Origin of the sequence: Streptomyces sp. NPDC000151 (assembly GCF_040301705.1) — a bacterium.
In the GTDB taxonomy this organism is placed as follows: Bacteria; Actinomycetota; Actinomycetes; order Streptomycetales; family Streptomycetaceae; genus Streptomyces.
This window is the reverse complement of the sequence record NZ_JBEPFC010000126.1, coordinates 1-21455: the sequence shown is the minus strand read 5'-3', so window position 1 is coordinate 21455 and position 21455 is coordinate 1. Positions and strand designations below refer to the sequence as shown.

Genomic DNA, 21455 nt, shown 5'->3' with positions numbered 1-21455 from the left:
CCGGCGGCGGGCGGCGGCTGGGCGGCCGCCCCAAGGCGCTGCTGGACTTCCGCGGGCGGCCGCTGGTCGAGAACGCCGCGCGGGTGCTGCGGGAGGGCGGCTGCGGCCCGGTGCACATCGTGCTGGGCGCGGCGGCGGACACGGTACGCGCGCGGGCCGAGCTGTCCGGGTACGCGGTCACCGAGAACCCGGACTGGGCGCAGGGCATGGGCAGCTCCCTGCGGGCGGGCCTCGCCTCGCTGGTCGGCACGGGCGCGGGCGCCGTGCTGGTCTCCCTCGTCGACCAGCCGGGCATCGGGTCCGCGGCGGTGGCCCGGCTGGTGGCCGCGTACGACGCGGGCGCGGACCTGGCGGCGGCGGTGTACGAGGGCCGGCGCGGGCACCCGGTCCTGTTCGGCGCGGAACGCTGGGCCGCGGTCGCGGCAGGCGCGGCGGGCGACCGGGGCGCGCGGGACTATCTCGCGGCGCACTCGGACGCCCTCACGCTCGTCGAGTGCGCGGACATCGCCGAGCCGTACGACATCGACACCCCGGCCGACCTACCGAGACTCGCCGACACTGGGAGGAGCCGGCACCAGGCCGGGCCGAGCCCGGAAAACGGTAATGGAGCGTGACCACGATGGCACTCAGCGCCATTCGATCAAGGCATCTGTCGATCAAAAGAATCTCGACGTCAACAAACCATTGAACTTCCGCCATAAGGAAACTACTCTCCACTGGTCAGAAGCGCCCTGAACCCCAGACGGCGCCCGCGACCGTATCTCGGAGCCCTCGGCACCCAGTGCCGCCAGGGCGCCCCGGCGGCCGTCAAGGCACCGCTGCTGAATGGAGTGACAGCCCATGTCCGCACCAGCGCCGTCCCCGCTGGCCATCGTCGAAGCCGAGCCCCTGGAGCGCCAGGGCGAGGTCCTCACCGAGGCGGCCCTGGCCTTTGTGGCTGAGCTGCACCGCCGGTTCACCCCCCGCCGCGACGAGCTCCTGAAGCGCCGCGACGAGCGCCGCGCGGAGATCGCCCGGACCAGCACCCTGGACTTCCTGCCGGAGACCGCGCACATCCGCGCGGACGACAGCTGGAAGGTCGCCGAGGCCCCCGCGGCCCTCAACGACCGCCGCGTGGAGATCACCGGTCCCACGGACCGCAAGATGACCATCAACGCGCTCAACTCGGGCGCCAAGGTCTGGCTCGCCGACTTCGAGGACGCCTCCGCTCCCACCTGGGAGAACGTCGTCCTCGGCCAGCTCAACCTGATCGACGCCTACGAGCGCCGGATCGACTTCACCGATGAGCGCAGCGGCAAGTCGTACGCCCTCAAGCCCGCCGAGGAGCTCGCGACCGTCGTGATGCGCCCGCGCGGCTGGCACCTCGACGAGCGCCACCTCCAGCTCGACGGCACCCCCGTCCCCGGCGCCCTGGTCGACTTCGGCCTGTACTTCTTCCACAACGCGAAGCGCCTGCTCGACCTCGGCAAGGGCCCGTACTTCTACCTCCCGAAGACGGAGTCGCACCTGGAGGCCCGCCTCTGGAACGAGATCTTCGTCTTCGCGCAGGACTACGTCGGCGTGCCGCAGGGCACCGTCCGCGCCACGGTCCTCATCGAGACGATCACCGCGGCGTACGAGATGGAGGAGATCCTCTACGAGCTCCGCGATCACGCCTCCGGCCTGAACGCCGGCCGCTGGGACTACCTCTTCTCGATCGTGAAGAACTTCCGTGACGGCGGCGCCAAGTTCGTCCTGCCGGACCGCAACGCGGTCACGATGACGGCCCCGTTCATGCGCGCGTACACCGAACTCCTCGTCCGCACCTGCCACAAGCGCGGTGCGCACGCCATCGGCGGCATGGCGGCCTTCATCCCGAACCGCCGGGACCCCGAGGCCAACGAGAAGGCGCTCGCCAAGGTCAAGAACGACAAGGACCGCGAGGCCGGCGACGGCTTCGACGGCTCCTGGGTCGCCCACCCCGACCTGGTCCCGATCGCCCGCGCCTCCTTCGACGCGGTCCTCGGCGACAAGCCGAACCAGAAGGACCGCCTCCGCGAGGACGTCTCGGTCGCGCCCGAGGACCTCATCGCGATCGACTCCCTCGAAGCCAAGCCCACCTACCAGGGCCTGGTCGACGCGGTCCAGGTCGGCACCCGCTACATCGAGGCGTGGCTGCGCGGCCTCGGCGCCGTCGCGATCTTCGGCCTGATGGAGGATGCGGCGACCGCCGAGATCTCCCGCTCCCAGATCTGGCAGTGGGTCGACGCGGGCGTCGTCTTCGAGGAGCCCGGCCACGAGGGCGAGAAGGTCACCGCCGACCTCGTCCGCCGCATCGCCACCGAGGAACTGGCCGCCATCCGCAAGGAGGTCGGCGAGGACGCCTTCACCACCGGCAAGTGGCAGCAGGCCCACGACCTCCTCCTCCAGGTCTCCCTCGACACCGACTACGCCGCCTTCCTGACCCTCCCGGCGTACGAACTCCTGGGCTGACACCCCGCACGCGAACGCCCCCGCCGCACTCCGCGGCGGGGGCGTTCGCGTGCCACTCGTCCCTCAACTCCCCGTTCCCTGACGGGTATACGTCAACTCTCGCGTCTGGTAGGAAAGCTTCCTAACGATTGGGGAACCCCCCACGGAACTCTCCTGACTGGAGGCGATCCACCATGCGCACCCGATCGAAAGCCATGGCGTGCGGCAGGCCTGCCGTTCGCGTCGCTCTGGGACTTGCCCTGCTCGCCGTGCCGGCGACGGCCATTGCCGGACCGGCCGTCGCCGGACCGGCCGCCGCCCACCCGGCCGTTGCCCGCCCGGTCGCCGTCGCCCCGGCCGCCGTCGGGCTCGACGACCCCGCGAAGAAGGAGATCGCCATGCAGTTGGTGTCCAGTGCGGAGAATTCCTCGCTGGACTGGAAGGCGCAGTACGGGTACATCGAGGACATAGGTGATGGGCGCGGGTACACCGGCGGGATCATCGGGTTCTGTTCCGGGACGCATGACATGTTGGAGCTGGTGGAGCTCTACACGCAGCGGAAGCCGGGGAATGTGCTCGCCAAGTACCTGCCCGCGTTGCGGGAGGTGGATGGGAGCGACTCGCATGAGGGGCTGGATCCCGGCTTCACCGATGCCTGGAAGAAGGCCGCGAAGGACTCCGCGTTCCAGAAGGCGCAGAACGATGAGCGGGACCGGGTGTATTTCAATCCCGCGGTGAAGCAGGGGAAGGCCGACGGGGTGGGCGTGCTGGGGCAGTTCGCGTATTACGACGCCATCGTGATGCATGGCGATGGGGGCGACGCGACGAGCTTTGGGAGTATTCGGAAGAAGGCGATGGCCAAGGCGAAGACGCCCGCGCAGGGCGGGGACGAGAAGAAGTACCTCGGCGCCTTCCTGGACGCGCGGGTGTGGGCCATGCAGCAGGAGGAGGCGCACAGTGACACCAGTCGGGTGGACACCGCGCAGCGCGTCTTCCTCAACAAGGGGAATCTGACGCTGGATCCGCCGTTGGACTGGGAGGTGTACGGGGACCCGTACCACATCGGCTGAGCCGAGCGGGCCGGGTCCCTGAGTCGTACGTGTCTCAGTGCGCCGCGAGCGCCTCTTCGGAGGGCTCCGGCGCCGCGGCCGCGCGCTTGCCCAGGTGGTTGAAGACCAGGTTCAGGGTGACGGCCAGGAGGCAGCCGGTGGAGATGCCGGAGCCGAGGACGATCTGCGCCCAGGAGGGGAAGGCGTCGTAGAAGCCGTCCGAGAGGGCGGGGGCCAGGCCCGCGCCGAGGGTGACGACGACGATCAGCGCATTGTCACCGCGGTGCAGGTCCGCCTGGAGCAGGGTCTGGATGCCGCTGACGGCGATGGAGCCGAAGAGGAAGAGGCTGACGGCGGCCAGTACGGGCATCGGGACGACGGAGATCAGAGCCGCGGCGGCCGGGCTGAGGCCGATCAGGACGAGCAGCCCGCCACTCAGAGCGACCACGAACCGGCTGCGCACCTTGGAGATCACGACCAGACCGATGTTCTGCGCGAAGGCGCTGGCGTGGAAGGCGTTGAAGAGCGGGCTTAGCGCGGAGCCGAGGCTGTCGGCGCGCAGGCCGCGGGCGATGGTCTGCTCGTCGACGTCCTTGCCGACGATCTTGCCGAGGGCGATCATGTCGGCGGTCGACTCGGTGAGGATCACGAGCATGACCACGCACATGGAGATGATCGCGGGGAGGGAGAACTGCGGGGCGCCGAAGTGGAGCGGGGACGGGATGCCGAACAGCGCCGCGTCGTCGAGCTTGGAGAAGTCGGCGAGGCCCATCGGGATCGCCAGCAGCGTGCCGAAGACCATCGCGAAGAGCATGCTGATCTGCTTCAGGAAGCCACGGGTGAAGCGCTGGAGCAGCAGCATCACGAGGATGGTGGCAGCGGCCAGGGCAATGTTCTCCGGGTGCGGGGTGCCGGTCGACGAGTCGTCCACGATCCAGTCGTACGCGACCGGGATGAGTGAGACGCCGATGAGCAGGATGACCGACCCGGTGACCACCGGCGGGAAGAAGCGCACCAGGCGGGAGAAGTAGGAGCTCACCAGGAAGCCGAAGAGGCTGGAGACGATGATCGCTCCGAAGACGACGGGCATGCCCGCCCGCACGCCGCCCTGAGTGGTGAGGATCGTCAGCATCACGCCGACGCCCGCGAAGGAGACGCCGTTGACGAACGGCAGCTTCGAGCCGATGAAGTTGCCGATGCCGAGCGTCTGCAGAAGCGTCGCGATGCCGGCCATCAGGAGGCTGCCGCCCATCAGGACGGCGGTGTCGGCGGCGGACATCTTCGCCGCGACCGCGACCACGAGCGGTACGGAAACGGCACCGGCGTACATCGAGGCGACGTGCTGCAGGCTCGCGACGAGCATGCGGCCCGCCGGCAGCACCTCGTCGACGGGGTGGACGCCCTCGGCGGGGCGGTCTTCGGCAGTACTCATGGGTGGCGCTTCTTCCGTCTCTTGCAGTACGAAAACCGGCCCCACCCCTGGGGTAGGACCGGCTATCGAGACTGGAAAGTAACTTCCATAAAGCGAGGGGCTGCCGAGACGTTACGTCAGTGCACCCCGGCAGCGGAAGACCCTTCCGCGGACCGCTGCTGCGGAATTCCCGAACTCGTATCTTCCGCCGAACTCCCGTCCTTTGCCCGGAGATGGTTGAAGAGCAGGTTGAGGACGATGGCGATCAGACAGCCGGTGGAGATGCCGGAGTCCAGGACGACCAGCAGATCCTTGGGGAAATTGTGGTAGAAGTCGGGCGCCGCGATCGGTATCAGGCCGATGCCGACGGCCGCCGCGACGATCAGCGCGTTCTCCCCCTTCTCCAGGGCCGCGGTCGACAGGGTCTGGATGCCGCTGGCGGCGACCGAGCCGAAGAGCACGATGCCCGCGCCGCCCAGTACCGGCAGCGGTACGAGGGAGATGACGGACGCGGCGATCGGACAGAGGCCGAGGACGATCAGGATCAGGCCGCCGGTGGCGACGACGAAGCGGCTGCGTACCTTGGTCATCGCGACCAGGCCGATGTTCTGCGCGAACGCGCTGTTCGCGAAGCCGTTGAAGAGCGGGCTGATCGCCGTGCCGAGGGTGTCGGCGCGCAGGCCGCCCTCGATGGTGCGCTCGTCGGCGGGCCGGCCGACGATCTTGCCGAGCGCCAGCATGTCGGCGGTCGACTCCGTCATGCAGACCAGCATCACGATGCACATGCTGATGATCGCGGCGACGTCGAACTGCGGGGCGCCGAAGTGGAACGGCGTCGGGAAGCCGATCACGTCGGCCTTGGTGATCACACCGAAGTCGGTGATGCCGACCGGTATCGCGATGAGCGTGCCGGCGATCAGGCCGAGCAGGATCGAGATCTGCTGGAGGAAGCCGCGCAGGGTGCGCCGCAGGACCAGCACGATGACGAACGTCAGCGCTGCCATACCGATATTGGTCAGCGAACCGTAGTCGGGGGCCGCCGCGTTGCCGCCCTGGGACCAGTTGAAGGCCACCGGGAGGAGCGAGACGCCGATCAGGGTGATCACGGTGCCGGTGACGACCGGCGGGAAGAAGCGGACCAGCTTGGAGAAGTACGGCGCGAGGAAGAAGCCGAGGACGCCGGCGACGATCACCGCGCCGAAGATGATCGGCAGCGCGTTCTCGGGGCTCTGGGCCTTGCCGATGGCGACCATCGGGGTGACGCCCGCGAACGAGACGCCGTTGACGAACGGCAGCTTGGCGCCGACCTTCCAGAAGCCGAGGGTCTGCAGCAGGGTGGCGATGCCGGCGGTGAAGAGGCTGGCACCCATGAGGAACGCCGTCTCGGTCGCGCTCAGCCCGCAGGCCGGCCCGACGATCATCGGCGGGGCCACCACGCCCGCGTACATCGCGGCCACGTGCTGCAGGCCGCTGGTGAACATTTTGAAAGGCGGAAGGGTCTCGTCGACCGGATGCTTCCGGTCCCCCTCCACGTGCTGCCCGGGAGTTGCGGCCACTGCGGGCCTCCTTCGATTTCTGTGCCACCGGGCCGGTGGCACGAGCCTGTCACGGAGGGATTGCCAGGTGATGCCGTGCGGGTGCGAGTGCGGGTGCGGGTAGCGCTTATGGCGCGCGTGGGGGGGGTGCGCGGGTGACGCGGGAGAGCGGGTGCGGGACCGGCCCGGGGACGTGGGTTCGTACCCGCGTCCCCGGGTCACGGCGCTTGTGGACCCCGCTCGGGTCCACAAGCTCAGCCGGGGGCCGTCCCCCCCGGCCGAGTCTTCAGGTGTGCCGTACGGACTGTGCCGTACGGGCTGTGCTGTGCTGCGCCGCTGAGGATCAGCCCTCGGCGGCGATACGGGCGAGCCGCTGGGACTCGGCGCGCGCGGTACGCGCGATGGTGTCCTCGTCGACCGTCGTGAGGCGGTTGTCCTCGACCACCGGCTTGCCGTTGACCAGCGAGAGGGTCACCGGTGCCGCCGCGCCGAAGACCAGCGCGGTGACCGGGTCGGCGATGGTGGAGTGGCCGAGGCCGTCCAGCTTCCACAGCACCAGATCGGCGAGCTTGCCGGCCTCGATAGAGCCGATCTGGTCGGCCCGGCCGAGCACCCGCGCGCCGCCGTGCGTGCCCAGGCGCAGCGCCTGACGGGCATTCAGGGCGGCCTCGCGGTGCGGGCCGAGGCGGTTGATGAGGAGCGCGTTGCGCAGTTCGGTGTGCAGCTCGCCGGACTCGTTCGAGGCGGTGCCGTCCACGCCGAGGCCGACCGGGACGCCGGCCGCGAGCATGTCCGGTACCCGGGCGATGCCGGCCGCGAGGCGCGCGTTGGACGACGGGCAGTGCGCGACACCCGTACCGGTACGGGCGAACGCGGCGATGTCGGAGTCGTTCATGTGGACGCAGTGCGCCATCCACACGTCCTCACCGAGCCAGCCGGTGGACTCGAAGTAGTCCGTCGGCCCCATGCCGAACAGCTCGTGGCAGAACTTCTCCTCCTCCACGGTCTCGCTGCCGTGGGTGTGCAGCCGCACGCCCTTGCGGCGGGCCAGCTCGGCGCCCTGCTTGAGGAGGTCGGTGGTGACCGAGAACGGCGAGCACGGCGCGACGGCGATCTGTGTCATCGCGTCGAAGGAGGCGTCGTGGTGCCGGTCGATGGTCTCCTCGGTCGCGGCGAGCGCGCCCTCCAGGGACTCCACGGCGAAGTCCGGCGGCAGCCCGCCGTGCGACTCGCCGCGGTCCATCGAGCCGCGGGCGAGCGTGAAGCGTACGCCCATGTCGGACGCGGCCTTGATGATGGCGCCCGAGAGGTCGCCGGCGCCGCGCGGGAAGACGTAGTGGTGGTCCATGGCGGTGGTGACGCCGCCGCGGGCCATCATCGCCAGCGAGCCCTGCGCGGCCGCCGCCGCCATCGGCTCGTCGATGCGCGCCCAGGTGGGGTAGAGCGCGACCAGCCAGTTGAAGAGGTTGTGGTCGGTCGCGAGGCCGCGGGTGATCCACTGGTAGAAGTGGTGGTGCGTGTTGACCAGGCCGGGGGTGAGCAGGTGGCCGGTGCCGTCGATGCGGCGTACGACACCGTCCAGGCCCTCGGGCGCGGCCCCCGCGCCCACCGACTCGATCCGGTTGCCGGCGACGACGACATGGCCGGAGGCGTACTCCGTGTCGTTGCCGTCGACGGTCGCGATCGCGCAGTTCTCGATGAGGATGCGCGCGACCGCGCTGTCAGGGGTTGCCGGTGCTGCCATGGGGTCTTCCTTCACTCTCTCGCTGACTGGGCACGGCAGGACCCTAGGGAATTTGAGTACCGGAGCCGGACGAAGCAGCTGACAGGACTGCCGCCGATGGGGCGCTCCGGGTGCCGAGATGGTGGAAGAACAGATTGAGCAGGACCGCGACCAGCGCGCCGGCGCTGATGCCGGAGCCGAGGACGGTCTGTGCCCAGGCGGGGAAGTCCGCGTAGAAGGTGGGCGCGGCGAGCGGGATGATCCCGGCACCGAGCGAGACGGCCACGAGGATGATGTTGGAGCTGTCGTCCAGGCCCGCTTCGGAGAGCGTCCGGATGCCGCTGACGGCGATGGAGCCGAAGAGGACGATGCCGGCGCCGCCGAGGACGGGCATGGGCACGAGGTTGACGACCGCGCCCAGAACGGGGAAGGCGCCGAGGACGATCAGCGCGCCGCCCGCCACCGCGACGACGTAGCGGCTGCGTACCTTCGTGAGCGAGACGACGCCGACGTTCTGCGCGAAGGCGCTGGTCGGAAAGCCGCCGAAGATCGGCCCGATGAGGGTGGCGATGCCGTCCGTGCGCAGGCCGCGGGTGATGGTCCGGCTGGTGCACTCGCGGTCGCAGATCTCGCCGAGCGCCAGCATCCCGGCCGAGGACTCGGTCATCAGGACGAGCATGACGATGCACAGCGAGAGGATCGCGGCGGGCTGGAACTCGGGCGGCCCGAAGGCGAAGGGCGTGGGCAGCGCGGCGATGGGCGCCTCGCGGATCGAGGAGAAGTCCGCCAGGCCGAACGGGATCGCGGCGAGGGTGCCGATGACCAGGCCGAGCAGGAGGGCGATCTGCTTGATGAAGCCCCGGGTGAACCGCTGGATGAGCAGGATGACCACGAGCGTGAAGCCGGCCAGCGCGAGGTACTTCATGTCGCCGTAGTCGGGCGCCTTGGCGTCGCCGCCCTGGGCCCAGCCGACCGGTACGGGCATCAGCGTCACCCCGATGAGGGTGATCACCACGCCGGTGACCAGCGGCGGGAAGAACTTCAGCAGCTTGCCGAAGAAGGGGCCGACGGCGAGGCAGAAGACGCCGGCGACCATGACCGCGCCGTAGATCGCGGGCAGTTGGTGCCCTTTGGCGGTGGTCTCGGCGATGGCGAGCATGGGCGTGATGCCGGCCGAGGAGGCGGCGTTCACGAACGGCAGCCGGTTCCCGGCGAACTTCCGTACGCCCAGGGTCTGCAGGAGGGTGGCGAGCCCGGCGATGAGGAGGCTCGCGGCGATCAGCCGGGTCTGGCCGGCCGAATCCAGGCCGGCGGCCTGGCCGATGATGAGCGGAGGGGTGACCACGCCGGCGTACATGGCGGCGATGTGCTGAAGGGCGGCGGGGACGAGCCGCTTGGGCCCCAGCTTCTCGTCCACGGGGTGGACGTCGGTTACGGGGTGGTGCTCAACGTGCGATTGCTGTGCCATGGGTCGTTCCCCTCAGGATTCGCGGCCCCCTCCCGCTGTGCGGAGTCAGGGAGGGGGAGGCGAGGCACGTCGCGGCGTGGGAGAGCCGTCAGAGGTTCGTCAGATCCATCGGGATCTCGGCTTCGACACCGTCACGCAGGATGGTGGCTTCGATCAGGCCGTACGGGCGGTCGGCCGCGTAGTAGACCTCGTTGTCGTTCTTCAGGCCGAACGGCTCGAGGTCCACCAGGAAGTGGTGCTTGTTGGGCAGCGAGAAGCGCACCTCGTCGATCTCGGCGCGGTTGTTGATGATGCGCGAGCCCATTTGGTACAGGGTCTGCTGCAGCGAGAGGCTGTAGGTCTCCGCGAAGGCGTGCAGCATGTGCTTCTTGACCTGCTCGTAGGACCGCTCCCAGTTGGGCATCCGCTGCTCGTCGTCGGTCCAGTTGAACCGCCAGCGGCCGGACACCTGGGTGGCGAGGATGCGGTCGTACGCCTCCTTCAGGGTCGTGTACTTGTCCTTGATGTAGCCCCAGAACTCCGAGTTGGTGGAGTTCATCACGACCAGGTCCTTCAGGCCGGATATGACCTGCCAGTTCTCACCGTCGTAGGTGATCTGGGTGACGCGGGTCTCCTGGCCCTGGCGGACGAAGGAGTGCTTGACCTCGTCGGAGCCGATGAACTTGGAGTTGGCGTCGGAGGTCTCGATCCGCTCCCAGGCGTACTCCTCGATGCGGATCCGGGCCTTCTTGATCGGCTCCTGGCTGGTCACGAAGTGGCGGGCCAGGTGGATGCCGAACTGCTCGGCCGACTCGATCCCGTACTCCTTCGCGAAGGCGTACACGGTGTTCTTGGTCGTGTCGGTGGGCAGGCAGTTGGCGTTGGAGCCGGAGAGGTGGACCTCCTCCAGGTCGCCGGAGAGGGCGACGGAGACGTTGAGGTCCTTGATGTGATGGGTGTCGCCGTCCCGCGTGATCTTTACGACCCGGTTCTCAGCCTTGCCGTACTGGTTCTGTCCCAGAATGGTGGGCATGTCTGCTAGCTCCCTCGGTAAACGGAGTAGCCGAACGGGTTGAGCAGCAGCGGTACGTGGTAGTGCTCGCCCGGCTCGACGGCGAACGTGATCGCCACCTCCGGGAAGAACGCTCCGGTCGCACCGCTGTCCCGATTCGCGGGGGCGTCCTGCTGCGCCTCGGCTTGCTTGTTCTTGTTGCTCAGGAAGTACGACTCGGTCTCGAAGTCGAGCCGTACGTGGGTGGTGCCTTCCGGCAGGGCCGGCAGATCCTTGCAGCGCCCGTCCGCGTCGGTCTTGGACACGCCGTGCGCGGCCCAGGCCCCGTCGCTGCCGGAGCGCACCGAGAGCGTGAGGGCCACGCCCTCTGCGGGGCGGCCGACGCTGGTGTCCAGGATGTGCGTGGACACCGACGTGTGATCGGCAGCCGTGTCGCTGCTCATGCTGCGTCTCCTTCTACGAGGCGGGTCAGGCGGATGCGGTTGATCTTGACGAGCTCTCCACGCACGATCTCTCGTTCGTGTTCCGGCGCGTTGTCGATCCGGTTACGGACCGCGTCCCTCATCTGCTCGGCGGTCAGGCCGGTGGCGCAGATGAGGAAGACGTGCCCGAAGCGCTCCTGGTAGGCCAGGTTCAGTTCGAGCATTTCGGCCTTGAGTTCGTCGGAGGCCCCCGCCATCCCGCGCTGCTCGCGGGAGGAAGTGGGGTCGCCCGGCTTGGGGCGGCCGATCGGCGGGTGCCCCGCCATCGCCTCGGCCAGGTCGTCCGCGGTCAGTTCGGCCATGGCGGCGTCACTGGCGGCGAAGAGGGCCTCGGTGTCGGCGTACGGACGCTGCGCGAGGATCTTGCTCCCCCACGCCGCGCTGGCACACACCTCGTGCAGCGCGGCCTGGGCCTCGCTGACGTCGGCGGCATTGAACCGGGTGAGCCCCGGAGTCGTACTCGAAGACACGGGAAGCCTCCGTGGCTGCGTCGTGCTGTGCGTTGGACGGGCTGGGCATAGCTAAGTCTCCCGACAACACCACGTCAACACTTTGTTGAAAACTCGGCAACACGAAAGCCGCCGTTCCGGAAACCCGGAACGACGGCTTGTGGCGGTTTGCCGCGAGGTAAGTGACGGGAGCCTGTCAGGCCTGGCTCTTCGCGCCGTTCTCCCTGTTCAGGTAGTTGTAGACCGTGAACCTACTGACGCCGAGCGCGCTCGCGACCGTCTCCACGCCGTGCCGTACGGAGAAGGCGCCGCGGGTCTCCAGGATGCGCACGACCGACTGTTTGGTCTTGCGGTCGAGCTCGGCGAGCGGGCAGCCGTGCCGGCGCTCCAGGTCCGCCAGCAGGTGGTCCAGGGAGTCGGAGAGGTGGGGCAGCCGTACGGCCACCCGGTCCTCGCCCTCCCAGGCCAGCACGACGTCGTCACCCTGCGCCAGCTCCGGCGCGACCATCTCCCCGCCCATCGCGTCCACCAGCGGCTTCACCGCCTGGACGAACGGGTGGTCGGCAGGCTCGGTCACCGCTCGGCCTCCTTGCCGTCCTGGCCGCCCCGGCCGTCCGGTACCACGTTGACCTGGAGCGAGACGCGGGTGGCGCCGGCCGCCAGGGACTGCCGCAGCAGCGCGTCCACCGCGGTGAGCACCCGCTCCGCGTCCCCCTCGGCGGTGTTGCCGAACGGGCCGACGTCGACCGCGTCCAGCTCGGCGCCCGTGACGACATCGCGGGCCACCACCGCATGGTCCGGCGCCTCGTCCAGATCGAACGGTTCCGTCGTGAACTCCACTCTCAATCGCACACCGTCAACCTACTGCCGACCTCGGGCCGGCCACCACAATCGGCCGCACGGGACCTCTTGACAGCTCTCCTTCCCCGCGGGCACTCTTCCAATACGCAGAAAATAAGTTTCGTAATACGGAAGGCGCTTACCCCGCATGGGCTTCACCGACACGCGCTTCGACGTCAACCTGTCGATCCTCTTCACCGAGCTCCCGCTGCTGGAGCGCCCCGCCGCCGCGGCCGCCGCCGGCTTCACCGCGGTCGAGCTGTGGTGGCCGTGGGTCGACGCGCCGGTGCCCGAGCAGTCCGAGCTGGACGCGCTGCGGGACGCGCTGAACGACGCCGGCACCCAGCTGGTCGGCCTGAACTTCTACGCCGGACAGCTGCCGGGCCCCGACCGCGGCGCCCTCTCGCTGCCCGGTGAGGAGTCCGAGAAGTTCCGCGCCAACGTACCGGTCGCGGTGGAGTTCGCCCGCACCATGGGCTGCAAGGCGCTCAACGCGCTGTACGGCAACCGCATCGAGGGCGTCGACCCGGCCCTCCAGGACGAGGTGGCCCTCGCCAACCTCACCCTGGCTGCCCGCGCCGCCGACTCCATCGGCGCGACGCTGCTGATCGAGGCGCTCAACGCGCCAGAGTCGCCGCTCTGCCCGATCGTCTCCGCGCCCAAGGCCATCGAGATCGTCGACAAGGTCAACGCGGCGACCGGCCTCGGCAACGCCAAGTTCCTGATGGACCTGTACCACCTGGCCATGAACGGCGAGGACCTCAACGAGGTCATCGACTCGTACACGGACAAGACCGGGCACGTGCAGATCGCCGACAACCCCGGACGCGGCGCGCCCGGCACCGGCGACCTGGACTTCACCGACCTGGTCAACCGCCTGAAGAAGGCCGGTTACGAGGGCTGGGTGGGCCTGGAGTACAAGCCCGGCGACCGCCCCAGCGCGGGCGCCTTCGAGTGGCTGCCCGCGCCGCTGCGCGCCGCCGGCCGGCACTGATACCGGACGACTGACGTACGGGCCAGGGGGGAGCGACCGATGCCGAGGATGTCCGCCGCAGCGGCGGCCGCCAGGATCGCCCGGGACGAGGGCGGCGACGCCGCCTTCGGCTGCCCGGACGCGCCCGGCCGCCCGCTGTACGCGGCGCTCGCGGCCGGCGGCACCGCTCTCCTGACCGCACGCCACGCGCAGTCCGCCGCCCACATGGCCGACGGCTGGGCCCGCGCGAGCGGGCGTACCGGGGTGGTCGTCGCGGGCGCGGCGTCGGGGCCCGGGCTGGTGCCCGGGCTGCACGCCGCCCGCGCCGACGGCGTACCGCTGGTCTGCCTCGCCGCGGGGCCCGGCGCCGGGGAACCGGTGCGGGCGGTGACCAAGCAGGTCTTACCGGCCGCCTCGGCCGCCCGCCTGCCGTGGGCGCTGCGCGAGGCGTTCCGTACGGCCCGCGAGGGCCGGCCGGGACCGGTGCTGGTGGAGCTGCCCGCCGACGCGGCGGACGCGGAGATCGCATACGATCCGGCGGTCGACGCGCCACTGCCGACACGGAGCGGTACACCGCATCCGTCGCAGGTCGCCGCCGCGCTGGAGCTGCTGCTGGCCGCGCGCCGGCCGCTGCTGCTGGCGGGCGGCGGAGTGACCGCGGCGGACGCCGGTGCCGCGCTGCGCGCGCTGGCCGGCCGGCTGCGGGTGCCGTTCGCCGACACCCCCGGCGGCCGCGGCTGCGCCGGGGAGGGCCACGAGCTCTACGCGGGGACCGTCGGGTGCCCTTCGGGGGAGGGGCACCGGGCGCTGAACGCGGCGGACTGCGTGCTCGCGATCGGCACCGGGCGGGCCGCGGGCCTCCTCGCGGAGGTACGCACGGTGGTCCAGGTGGACGCCGAGCCGTCGGCGATCGGCGGGTACGGCACGGCCGGCCTGGGGATCGTCGCCGATGCACAGCTCTTCCTGGAGGCGCTGCACGACGCCGCCCGGGAGAGCACGGCGCGGCCCCGGACCTGGGCCAGGCCCGCAGGAGCCGCGGTCCGGGCGGCGGGCCCGGGCGGCGCCCCGGTCCCGGTCCGCCGGGTCCACGCGGAGCTCGACGCGGTCTTCGGTACCGACCCGGACACCTGCTTCGTCCTGACGGAGGAGGTGTACGGGGAGTGGGGCGGCGCGCTGCTCCCGGTCGGCAGGCCACGGCGGCTGCTGCTCGGCGGCCGCGGCGGGCCACCGGGCTGGGCGGTCCCCGCGGCGCTCGGCGCACGGCTCGCGCTGGCCGCGGCGGCGCCGGACGCCACGCTGGTCGGCATCGGCACGGGGCCCGGACTGCCGCCACTGGCCGAGGAGTTGACGGCCGCGGCGGAGTGCTCGGTGCCGTACGTGCAGCTGCTGCTCGGCCGGGACGAGCGCGGCCCGGACGCCGTGCGGCTGGCCGAGGCGTACGGATGCTCGGGGCGCCGGGTCACGGCCCGGGACGGGCTGCGGTCGGCCCTGGAGTGGGCCCGCAAGGAGGCCGTCTCCACGCGGCGCCCGGTCCTGGTCGACGTGCTGGCCAGGCCCGACGAGTAACAAGCACACACAGACTTCCGGCGGCGGCGCCGACACCTGTCCTGTCGCGCCCAGGTGCCGCCGCCGGGACCCTTTTCCGGCCGCCACGTGCGGCGGTGAAGGACACGAGCAAGTTTTCAACAAACTGTTGACGTTTGGTTGGAGCCCTCCATACGCTCCAACATGCGGAAGTCGGCTTCCGCGCTCTTCGTACGGAAGGTCACCATGACGAAGCCCTCGCTGACGGCGCGCACACTCACCACGGAGTCGGGCGCCCCCGTCGCCGACAACCAGAACTCCGCCACCGCCGGCATCGGTGGCCCGATCGTCCTGCAGGACCAGCACCTGATCGAGAAGCTCGCCCGCTTCAACCGGGAGCGCATCCCGGAGCGTGTGGTGCACGCCCGCGGTTCCGGCGCGTACGGCTACTTCGAGGTGACCGACGACGTCACCGGCTTCACCCGCGCGGACTTCCTGAACACCGTCGGCAAGCGGACCGAGCTGTTCATCCGCTTCTCGACCGTCGCCGACAACCTCGGTGGCCCGGACGCGGCGCGTGACCCGCGCGGCTTCGCGGTCAAGTTCTACACCGAAGAGGGCAATTACGACCTCGTCGGCAACAACACTCCGGTGTTCTTCATCAAGGACCCGCTGAAGTTCCCCGACTTCATCCACTCGCAGAAGCGCGACCCCTTCACGGGCAAGCAGGAGCCGGACAACGTCTGGGACTTCTGGGCGCACTCCCCCGAGGCGACCCACCAGATCACCTGGCTGATGGGCGACCGCGGCATTCCGGCGTCCTACCGCCACATGAACGGCTTCGGTTCGCACACGTACCAGTGGACCAACGCCAAGGGCGAGCAGTTCTTCGTCAAGTACCACTTCAAGACCAACCAGGGCATCCGCTGCCTGGACTCCGAGCAGGGCGCCGAGCTGTCGGGCACGGACCCCAACTCGCACCAGACCGACCTGCTGCAGTCCATCGAGCGCGGCGTGTACCCGTCCTGGACGCTGTACGTGCAGGTCATGCCGGCGGCCGAGGCGGCGGACTACCGCTTCAACCCGTTCGACCTGACCAAGGTGTGGCCGCACAAGGACTACCCGCTGCAGCGCGTGGGCCGGATGGTCCTGGACCGCAACCCGGACAACGTCTTCGCCGAGGTCGAGCAGTCCGCGTTCTCGCCGAACAACTTCGTGCCCGGCATCGGCCCGTCCCCCGACAAGATGCTGCAGGGCCGGCTCTTCGCCTACGCCGACGCGCAGCGCTACCGCCTGGGCATCAACCACACCCAGCTGCCGGTCAACGCCCCCAAGGCGACCGTGGCGAACAACTACGGCCGGGACGGCCTGATGGCCGCCAACTCCCAGGGCCGGCACGCGAAGAACTACGAGCCCAACAGCTACGACGGCCCGGTCCAGACGAACGAGGCGCTGTCCGCCCCGTTCGCCCTCGCCGGCCACACGGGCACCCACGAGGCCCCGCAGCACACCAAGGACGACGACTTCTTCCAGGCCGGCGAGCTCTACCGGCTGATGTCCGAGGACGAGAAGAAGCGCCTGGTGGCGAACATCGCCGGCGGCCTCTCGCAGGTCTCCCGCGACGACGTCATCGAGAAGGCGCTCGCGCACTTCCACGCGGCCGACCAGGACTACGGCAAGCGCGTCGAGGCCAAGGTCCGCGAGCTGCGCGAGGACTGAGTCCCGGTCCTGGAAAAAGCTGCGTGAGGACTGACGGGAGGTCAGCACCCTTGCGCGTCCGTACCGTCCGGCCCGTTGAGGGGTGGCCGGGCGGTACGGACCGGCCGGCGGCTTCGGCCGCCGGCCGACGGTGGGCTCCGCGGTGCAGCGGAGAAACCAGTGCGGTGGTACGGACGCGTCTCATAGGGAAGGGCGCGTTCCTCTCCTCCGCACCGCGGAGCACACCTTCTTCGCCCCATGCCTCATCCCATGCCTCGCCCCATCCCTCTCCAGACTCCGTCCGGTGGCGCGTGTCCTGTCGCGCCTGTAACCCGTGCCACCGGGCGGGAACCACCCGCAGGGCCCGGCTCGTCCGTACGGTCACGGACGCGCCGGGCCCTGTGCGCGTCTCTCCTCGCGATTCGCCCCAGGAACGGCGCATTCCGGGGGACCATGGACGGCGATGAGCCGAACGACCCGCCAGGAGCCGAACATGGCCGACAGCGTGCCGGTGCGCTGCCCTACGTGCCGCCGCGAGAACGCCTTCACGCCGCCCACCTTTCCGTGCGCGTGCGGGGCGCCACTGACGATGCCCGTGCTGCGCGGCGGGGTGCCCGTCGAGATCCAGCACCGTACCTGGCAGAGCTCCTGGGTCGAGGTGCGCTGCGAGTCCTGCGGGCGGCTGGACGAGTGGCCGGCGCCGGAGTCGGCGTGCGCCTGCGGCACGGTCGTCCGGGTGCCGGTGATACCGGCCCCTGGGCCGCCGGCACCGGAGACCGCCCCGCTCGGGCGGGCGGGACACCGCCACCACTCCCCCGCGCGCCCGGCCACGCTGCGCCCGGCCTTCCGCCCGGTGACGATCCGTACGGCACGTGACTGCGTCACCGCGGCCGTCCAGTACCTGAAGTGGCTGGGCTTCACCGAGGTCGTACGGGCCCCCGAGCGCAGCTCGACGGGGGTGGACGTGCGGGGGCGCGGGCTGGTGGCGCAGGTCGATCCGACCACCCGCCCGACCCGGCTGCGGGAGATCGAGACGGTCTGGCTGAACGGCCTCAACGACTCCGCGCTCGCGGTGTTCTTCTCGCTGGCCGGTTACGCGCACGACGCCCGGACCCGAGCCGACGCGCTGCACGTCCCGCTCTTCGTCATGGACCTCACGGGCACCCCGCAGCCGGTGAACGACCCGGCGGACGAGCTGATCAGGAAGGGGCCTTGACCGTTTCCACGGGCCGCTCCGGGCCTTCCGTACGGCCCGGGTTCTCCTGCGAGTTGCGGTAGCCGTACAGCGCGTAGACGATCAGTCCGATCACCATCCAGGCCGCGAAGCGCAGCCATGTCACCGGGTCGAGGTTGGCGATCAGCCAGACCGAGAAGGCCACGCCGATGGCCGGTACGAGCGGCACCAGCGGCGTACGGAAGGCGCGCGGCAGGTCGGGGCGGGTGCGGCGCATGACCACGACCGCCACCGCGACGACGATGAACGCCATCAGGATGCCGATGTTGGTGAGGTCGGCCGCCTCCCGGATCGGCAGGAACCCGGCGATCAGCGCCGAGCCGACGCCGACCGGCCAGATCACCCGGGTCGGCACCTGCCGCTTCGGGTGGTTGCGGGCGAAGTACCGCGGCAGCAGGCCGTCCCGGCTCATCGAGTACCAGACCCGGGAGACGGCCAGCATGTTGGCGAAGGCCGAGGTGGTGATGCCGATGATGGCACCGACGGCGACCACCATGCCGAGCCCGCCGAGGCCGACGGAGGCCAGCGCACTGGAGAACGGGCTGTGCACGTCGATGTGGCGGTAGTCCTGCATACCGAGCAGCACCACGCACACCAGCAGGTAGATCACGGCCGCGATGCCCAGCGAGATCACGATGGCCTTCGGCAGCACCTTCTTCGCCTCGGCGCTCTCCTCGGCGGCCGCGCTCATCGCGTCGTATCCGTACACCGCGAAGAAGGTGGTCGCGGCGCCGGTGAACGCGCCGCCCAGGCCGTACGGCAGGAACGGGCTGTAGTTGCCCGCCGAGATGTGGAAGGCGCCGGCGACCACCACCAGCGCCACGATGCCCAGCTTGATCACGACGAGGACCGTCTCGAAGCGGGCCGACTCCTTCGTGCCGCGCGAGAGCACGAAGGCGAGCAGCAGGCAGAGCAGCGCGGCGAGCAGGTCGACGCGGTGTCCCGAGCCGGTGCCGGGCGCGCCGAGCATCCAGGCCGGCAGGTCGATGCCGATGCCGTGCAGCACGTACGAGAAGTAACCGGAGACGGCGATGGCCACCACGGCGACGATCGCGGTGTACTCCAGCAGCAGGTCCCAGCCGATGGCCCAGCCGACGACCTCGCCGAGCGCCGCATAGGAGTAGGTGTACGCGGAGCCCGCCTTCGGGATCGTGCCCGCGAACTCGGCGTAGCAGAGCGCCGCCGCGCTGCTGGCGATGATCGCGATGAGGAAGGAGAGCATCACGCCGGGCCCGGCGTCCTCGTGCGCGACCACGCCGGCCAGCGAGAAGACGCCCGCGCCGACCAGGCCGCCCAGGCTCAGCGCGACCAGCTGCCACAGGCCCATGGTGCGGCGCAGCCCGCCTGTCGACTCCTCCTCGGAGGAGTCCACGGGCTTGCGGCGGAAGATCTCTCTCGCGACGCTCACAGGACGAAGCCTTCGGGGAAGGGATCGCGGGGATCCAGCAGGTAGTTGGCGGTGGCGGTGATCCAGGCGCGCCCGGAGAACTCCGGCACGACGGCGGGCACCCCGCCGACCTCGGTGGTGCCGACGAGCCGCCCGGTGAACCGCGTCCCGATGAAGGACTCGTTGACGAACTCGGTGTCCAGCGGGAGCTCGCCGCGCGCGTACAGCTGCGCCATCCGCGCCGAGGTGCCCGTGCCGCACGGCGAGCGGTCGAACCAGCCCGGGTGGATGGCCATGGCGTTGCGCGAGTGCCGGGCGTCGGATCCGGGGGCGAGGAACTGGACGTGCTTGCAGCCGGAGATGAGCGGGTCGACGGGGTGCGCGGGGCGGTTCTGCTCGTTGACCGCGCCCATGATCGCCAGCCCGGCCGCCAGGATCTCGTCCTTGCGTGCCCGGTCGAACGGCAGCCCGAGCTGCTGCTCCAGGTCCACGATCGCGTAGAAGTTGCCGCCGTACGCCATGTCGTAGCGGACCTCGCCCAGGCCGGGGACCTCGACCTTGGCGTCCTGTTCGAGCGCGAAAGCGTCGACATTGCGCAGGGTGACCCGCTCCGCGACGCCGTCCCGCACGGTCACCCGCGCCTCGACGAGCCCGGCCGGGGTGTCCAGCCGGACGACGGTCTCCGGCTCGGTGACCGCCACCATGCCGGTCTCGACGAGGACGGTGGCGACGCCGATCGTGCCGTGCCCGCACATCGGCAGAAAGCCGCTGACCTCGATGTACAGGACGCCCCAGTCGGCGTCGGGGCGGGTGGGCGGCTGGAGCAGGGCGCCGCTCATGGCGGGGTGGCCGCGCGGCTCGTCGACCAGGAAGCGGCGGAGTCCGTCGAGGTGTTCGACGGCGTACCGGCGGCGGTCGGCCATGGTGGCGCCCGGGATCGGGCCCACCCCGCCGGTCACCACCCGGGTGGGCATTCCCTCGGTGTGCGAGTCGACGGCGCTGAGGGTGCGTACCGACCTCATCAGGCGGCCGCCAGCTTCTCAAGCGCGGTGATCGCGCGGGCCATGTCGGCACGGACCTGCTCGCGGTGCTCGGGAACGAGCGGGCCGCGCGGCGGGCGGCAGGGACCGCCGTACCGGCCGACCTGCTCCATGCCCGCCTTGATGGCCTGCACGAATTCGGTGCGGGAGTCCCAGCGGAAGGCGGCGACCAGCGGCTCGTACAGCGCGCGTGCCTCCTCCAAGCGGCCGGCCCTGGCAAGCGCGTACAGCTTCGCGGACTCGGCGGGGAAGACGTTCGGGAAGCCGGCGAACCAGCCGACGGCGCCCATCAGCAGGCTCTCCAGGACCACGTCGTCGGCACCGCTGATGATGTCGAGCCCGGGCGCCTGCTCCTTGATCTCCAGTACGCGGCGCACGTCGCCGGAGAACTCCTTGACCGCCACGACGTTGTCGATCTGTGCGATCTCGCCGAGCAGCGCGGGCGTGAGGTCGACCTTGGTGTCGATGGGGTTGTTGTAGACCATGACGGGGAGGCCGACGCCGGCCACCGCCTCGAAGTGGGCGAGGACCTCGCCGGGGTTGGCGCGGTACATGGTCGGCGGCAGACAGAGCACGCCGTCGGCGCCGTCCTCGGCGGCGACCTCGGCCCAGTGCCGGGCCTGGTGGCTGCCGACGCCGTGCACGCCGACGATCACCGTGCCGTCGTCGCCGACCGCCTCGATCGCGGTACGGGCGACCGCGCGGCGCTCGTCGTCGGTGAGCGAGGAGTACTCCCCCAGGGAGCCGTTCGGGCCGATGCCGTCGCAGCCGTTGTCCACCAGCCAGCGGCAGTGCTCGGCGTAGCGGTCCAGGTCGACGGCGAGCCCGGCGGGGGCCGCGGGGTCCTCGCGGTACGGGAGCGCGGTGGCGACGACCACGCCGCCGAGGCCGGCGGGGCGGTGGGAGGCGGTGCTGTTCATGCGGTGCTCTCCTTCGTGTGCGTGTCCGGGGCCGTGCTGTTCGCGTGCGTGTCCGGGTCCGAGGGGTCGGGGGTACGGGCCAGCTCTCCGAGGCGGATGGGCTGGGCGATGGGGCGGCGGTGCGGGGCGGCGACGGGCAGGCCGTCGGCCGGGCGGGCGGGCCGGTCGCCCCGCAGACGATAGGTCAGCACGGCGAGGGGGGGCCCGCAGATCCGGGCCTGTCTCACGGTGGGGAGCACCGTCATGCTGCTCACGTTGATGACCACGCTCGGGGTCCAGG

General features: G+C 70.5%; 19 protein-coding genes and 1 pseudogene. 7 read left to right on the top strand and 13 right to left on the bottom strand.

The window, feature by feature from the left end:
- The 3 genes from ABT381_RS27550 to ABT381_RS27540 all read left to right on the top strand — a co-directional run.
- The coding region (locus tag ABT381_RS27550) for a nucleotidyltransferase family protein (protein ID WP_351599267.1) at positions 1–614 on the top strand (614 nt) is incomplete at its 5' end.
- Between the two features lie 226 nt (positions 615–840).
- Entirely contained in the window at positions 841–2472 is a 1632-nt protein-coding gene (gene aceB / locus ABT381_RS27545) for a malate synthase A (RefSeq protein WP_351599266.1), read from the top strand.
- Positions 2473–2645: 173 nt separating this feature from the next.
- On the top strand, positions 2646–3521 hold the full coding sequence (locus ABT381_RS27540; protein ID WP_351599265.1) for a chitosanase: 876 nt from the start codon (positions 2646–2648) through the stop codon (positions 3519–3521).
- Positions 3522–3555: 34 nt separating this feature from the next.
- Here the strand turns inward: ABT381_RS27540 and ABT381_RS27535 are convergent, their stop codons facing one another.
- The 9 genes from ABT381_RS27535 to ABT381_RS27495 all read right to left on the bottom strand — a co-directional run bounded on the left by ABT381_RS27535 (position 3556) and on the right by ABT381_RS27495 (position 12411).
- The gene (locus ABT381_RS27535; protein ID WP_351599264.1) at positions 3556–4932 is read right to left on the bottom strand and encodes a nucleobase:cation symporter-2 family protein; all 1377 of its coding nucleotides are present in this window, start codon (positions 4930–4932) and stop codon (positions 3556–3558) included.
- Positions 4933–5048: 116 nt separating this feature from the next.
- Complete coding sequence (locus ABT381_RS27530; RefSeq protein WP_351599263.1) at positions 5049–6467, bottom strand: nucleobase:cation symporter-2 family protein; 1419 nt, start codon at positions 6465–6467, stop codon at positions 5049–5051.
- Positions 6468–6789: 322 nt separating this feature from the next.
- A complete protein-coding gene (locus ABT381_RS27525; RefSeq protein WP_351599262.1) occupies positions 6790–8190 on the bottom strand; it encodes an 8-oxoguanine deaminase in 1401 nt (466 codons plus the stop codon).
- A 43-nt stretch (positions 8191–8233) separates the two neighbouring features.
- Entirely contained in the window at positions 8234–9637 is a 1404-nt protein-coding gene (locus ABT381_RS27520) for a nucleobase:cation symporter-2 family protein (RefSeq protein ID WP_351599261.1), read from the bottom strand.
- An 88-nt stretch (positions 9638–9725) separates the two neighbouring features.
- A complete protein-coding gene (gene pucL / locus ABT381_RS27515) occupies positions 9726–10649 on the bottom strand; it encodes a factor-independent urate hydroxylase (protein WP_351599260.1) in 924 nt (307 codons plus the stop codon).
- A gap of 5 nt (positions 10650–10654) precedes the next feature.
- Positions 10655–11071 (bottom strand): hydroxyisourate hydrolase, encoded by a 417-nt coding sequence (gene uraH / locus ABT381_RS27510; protein WP_351599259.1) that lies wholly within the window; start codon positions 11069–11071, stop codon positions 10655–10657.
- Positions 11068–11580: a 2-oxo-4-hydroxy-4-carboxy-5-ureidoimidazoline decarboxylase gene (uraD, locus tag ABT381_RS27505; RefSeq protein ID WP_351599258.1), complete on the bottom strand. Its 513-nt coding sequence runs from the start codon at positions 11578–11580 to the stop codon at positions 11068–11070. The genes uraH and uraD overlap by 4 nt, the downstream gene beginning before the upstream one ends.
- Positions 11581–11755: 175 nt before the next feature.
- On the bottom strand, positions 11756–12136 hold the full coding sequence (locus tag ABT381_RS27500) for a helix-turn-helix domain-containing protein (protein ID WP_351599257.1): 381 nt from the start codon (positions 12134–12136) through the stop codon (positions 11756–11758).
- Positions 12133–12411, bottom strand: coding sequence for a YkoF family thiamine-binding protein (locus ABT381_RS27495; protein ID WP_351599256.1), 279 nt, complete (start codon positions 12409–12411; stop codon positions 12133–12135). The genes ABT381_RS27500 and ABT381_RS27495 overlap by 4 nt, the downstream gene beginning before the upstream one ends.
- A gap of 136 nt (positions 12412–12547) precedes the next feature.
- Here ABT381_RS27495 and ABT381_RS27490 point away from each other — a divergent pair, with 136 nt between their 5' ends.
- From ABT381_RS27490 to ABT381_RS27475, 4 genes are all read left to right on the top strand, one after another.
- Positions 12548–13393: a TIM barrel protein gene (locus ABT381_RS27490; protein ID WP_351599255.1), complete on the top strand. Its 846-nt coding sequence runs from the start codon at positions 12548–12550 to the stop codon at positions 13391–13393.
- Between the two features lie 39 nt (positions 13394–13432).
- Positions 13433–14938 carry a thiamine pyrophosphate-binding protein gene (locus ABT381_RS27485; RefSeq protein WP_351599254.1) on the top strand — a complete coding sequence of 502 codons (1506 nt, stop codon included), beginning with the start codon at positions 13433–13435 and terminating at the stop codon, positions 14936–14938.
- A gap of 219 nt (positions 14939–15157) precedes the next feature.
- The gene (locus ABT381_RS27480; RefSeq protein ID WP_351599270.1) at positions 15158–16615 is read left to right on the top strand and encodes a catalase; all 1458 of its coding nucleotides are present in this window, start codon (positions 15158–15160) and stop codon (positions 16613–16615) included.
- 472 nt (positions 16616–17087) lie between these two features.
- Entirely contained in the window at positions 17088–17810 is a 723-nt protein-coding gene (locus ABT381_RS27475; RefSeq protein ID WP_351599269.1) for a hypothetical protein, read from the top strand.
- On the opposite strand, the gene ABT381_RS27470 is transcribed toward ABT381_RS27475, so the two are convergent.
- The 4 genes and pseudogenes from ABT381_RS27470 to ABT381_RS27455 all read right to left on the bottom strand — a co-directional run.
- Complete coding sequence (locus ABT381_RS27470; protein WP_502965720.1) at positions 17794–19236, bottom strand: amino acid permease; 1443 nt, start codon at positions 19234–19236, stop codon at positions 17794–17796. The genes ABT381_RS27475 and ABT381_RS27470 overlap by 17 nt on opposite strands.
- Positions 19233–20237, bottom strand: a complete 1005-nt coding sequence (locus ABT381_RS27465; protein WP_351599253.1) for a proline racemase family protein — start codon at positions 20235–20237, stop codon at positions 19233–19235. Before ABT381_RS27465 ends, ABT381_RS27470 begins: the two co-directional genes overlap by 4 nt.
- Complete coding sequence (locus ABT381_RS27460) at positions 20237–21175, bottom strand: dihydrodipicolinate synthase family protein (RefSeq protein ID WP_351599252.1); 939 nt, start codon at positions 21173–21175, stop codon at positions 20237–20239. The genes ABT381_RS27465 and ABT381_RS27460 overlap by 1 nt, the downstream gene beginning before the upstream one ends.
- A pseudogene (locus ABT381_RS27455) lies at positions 21172–21455 on the bottom strand (hypothetical protein); the annotation flags it as partial. The pseudogene ABT381_RS27455 and the gene ABT381_RS27460, both read right to left, overlap by 4 nt.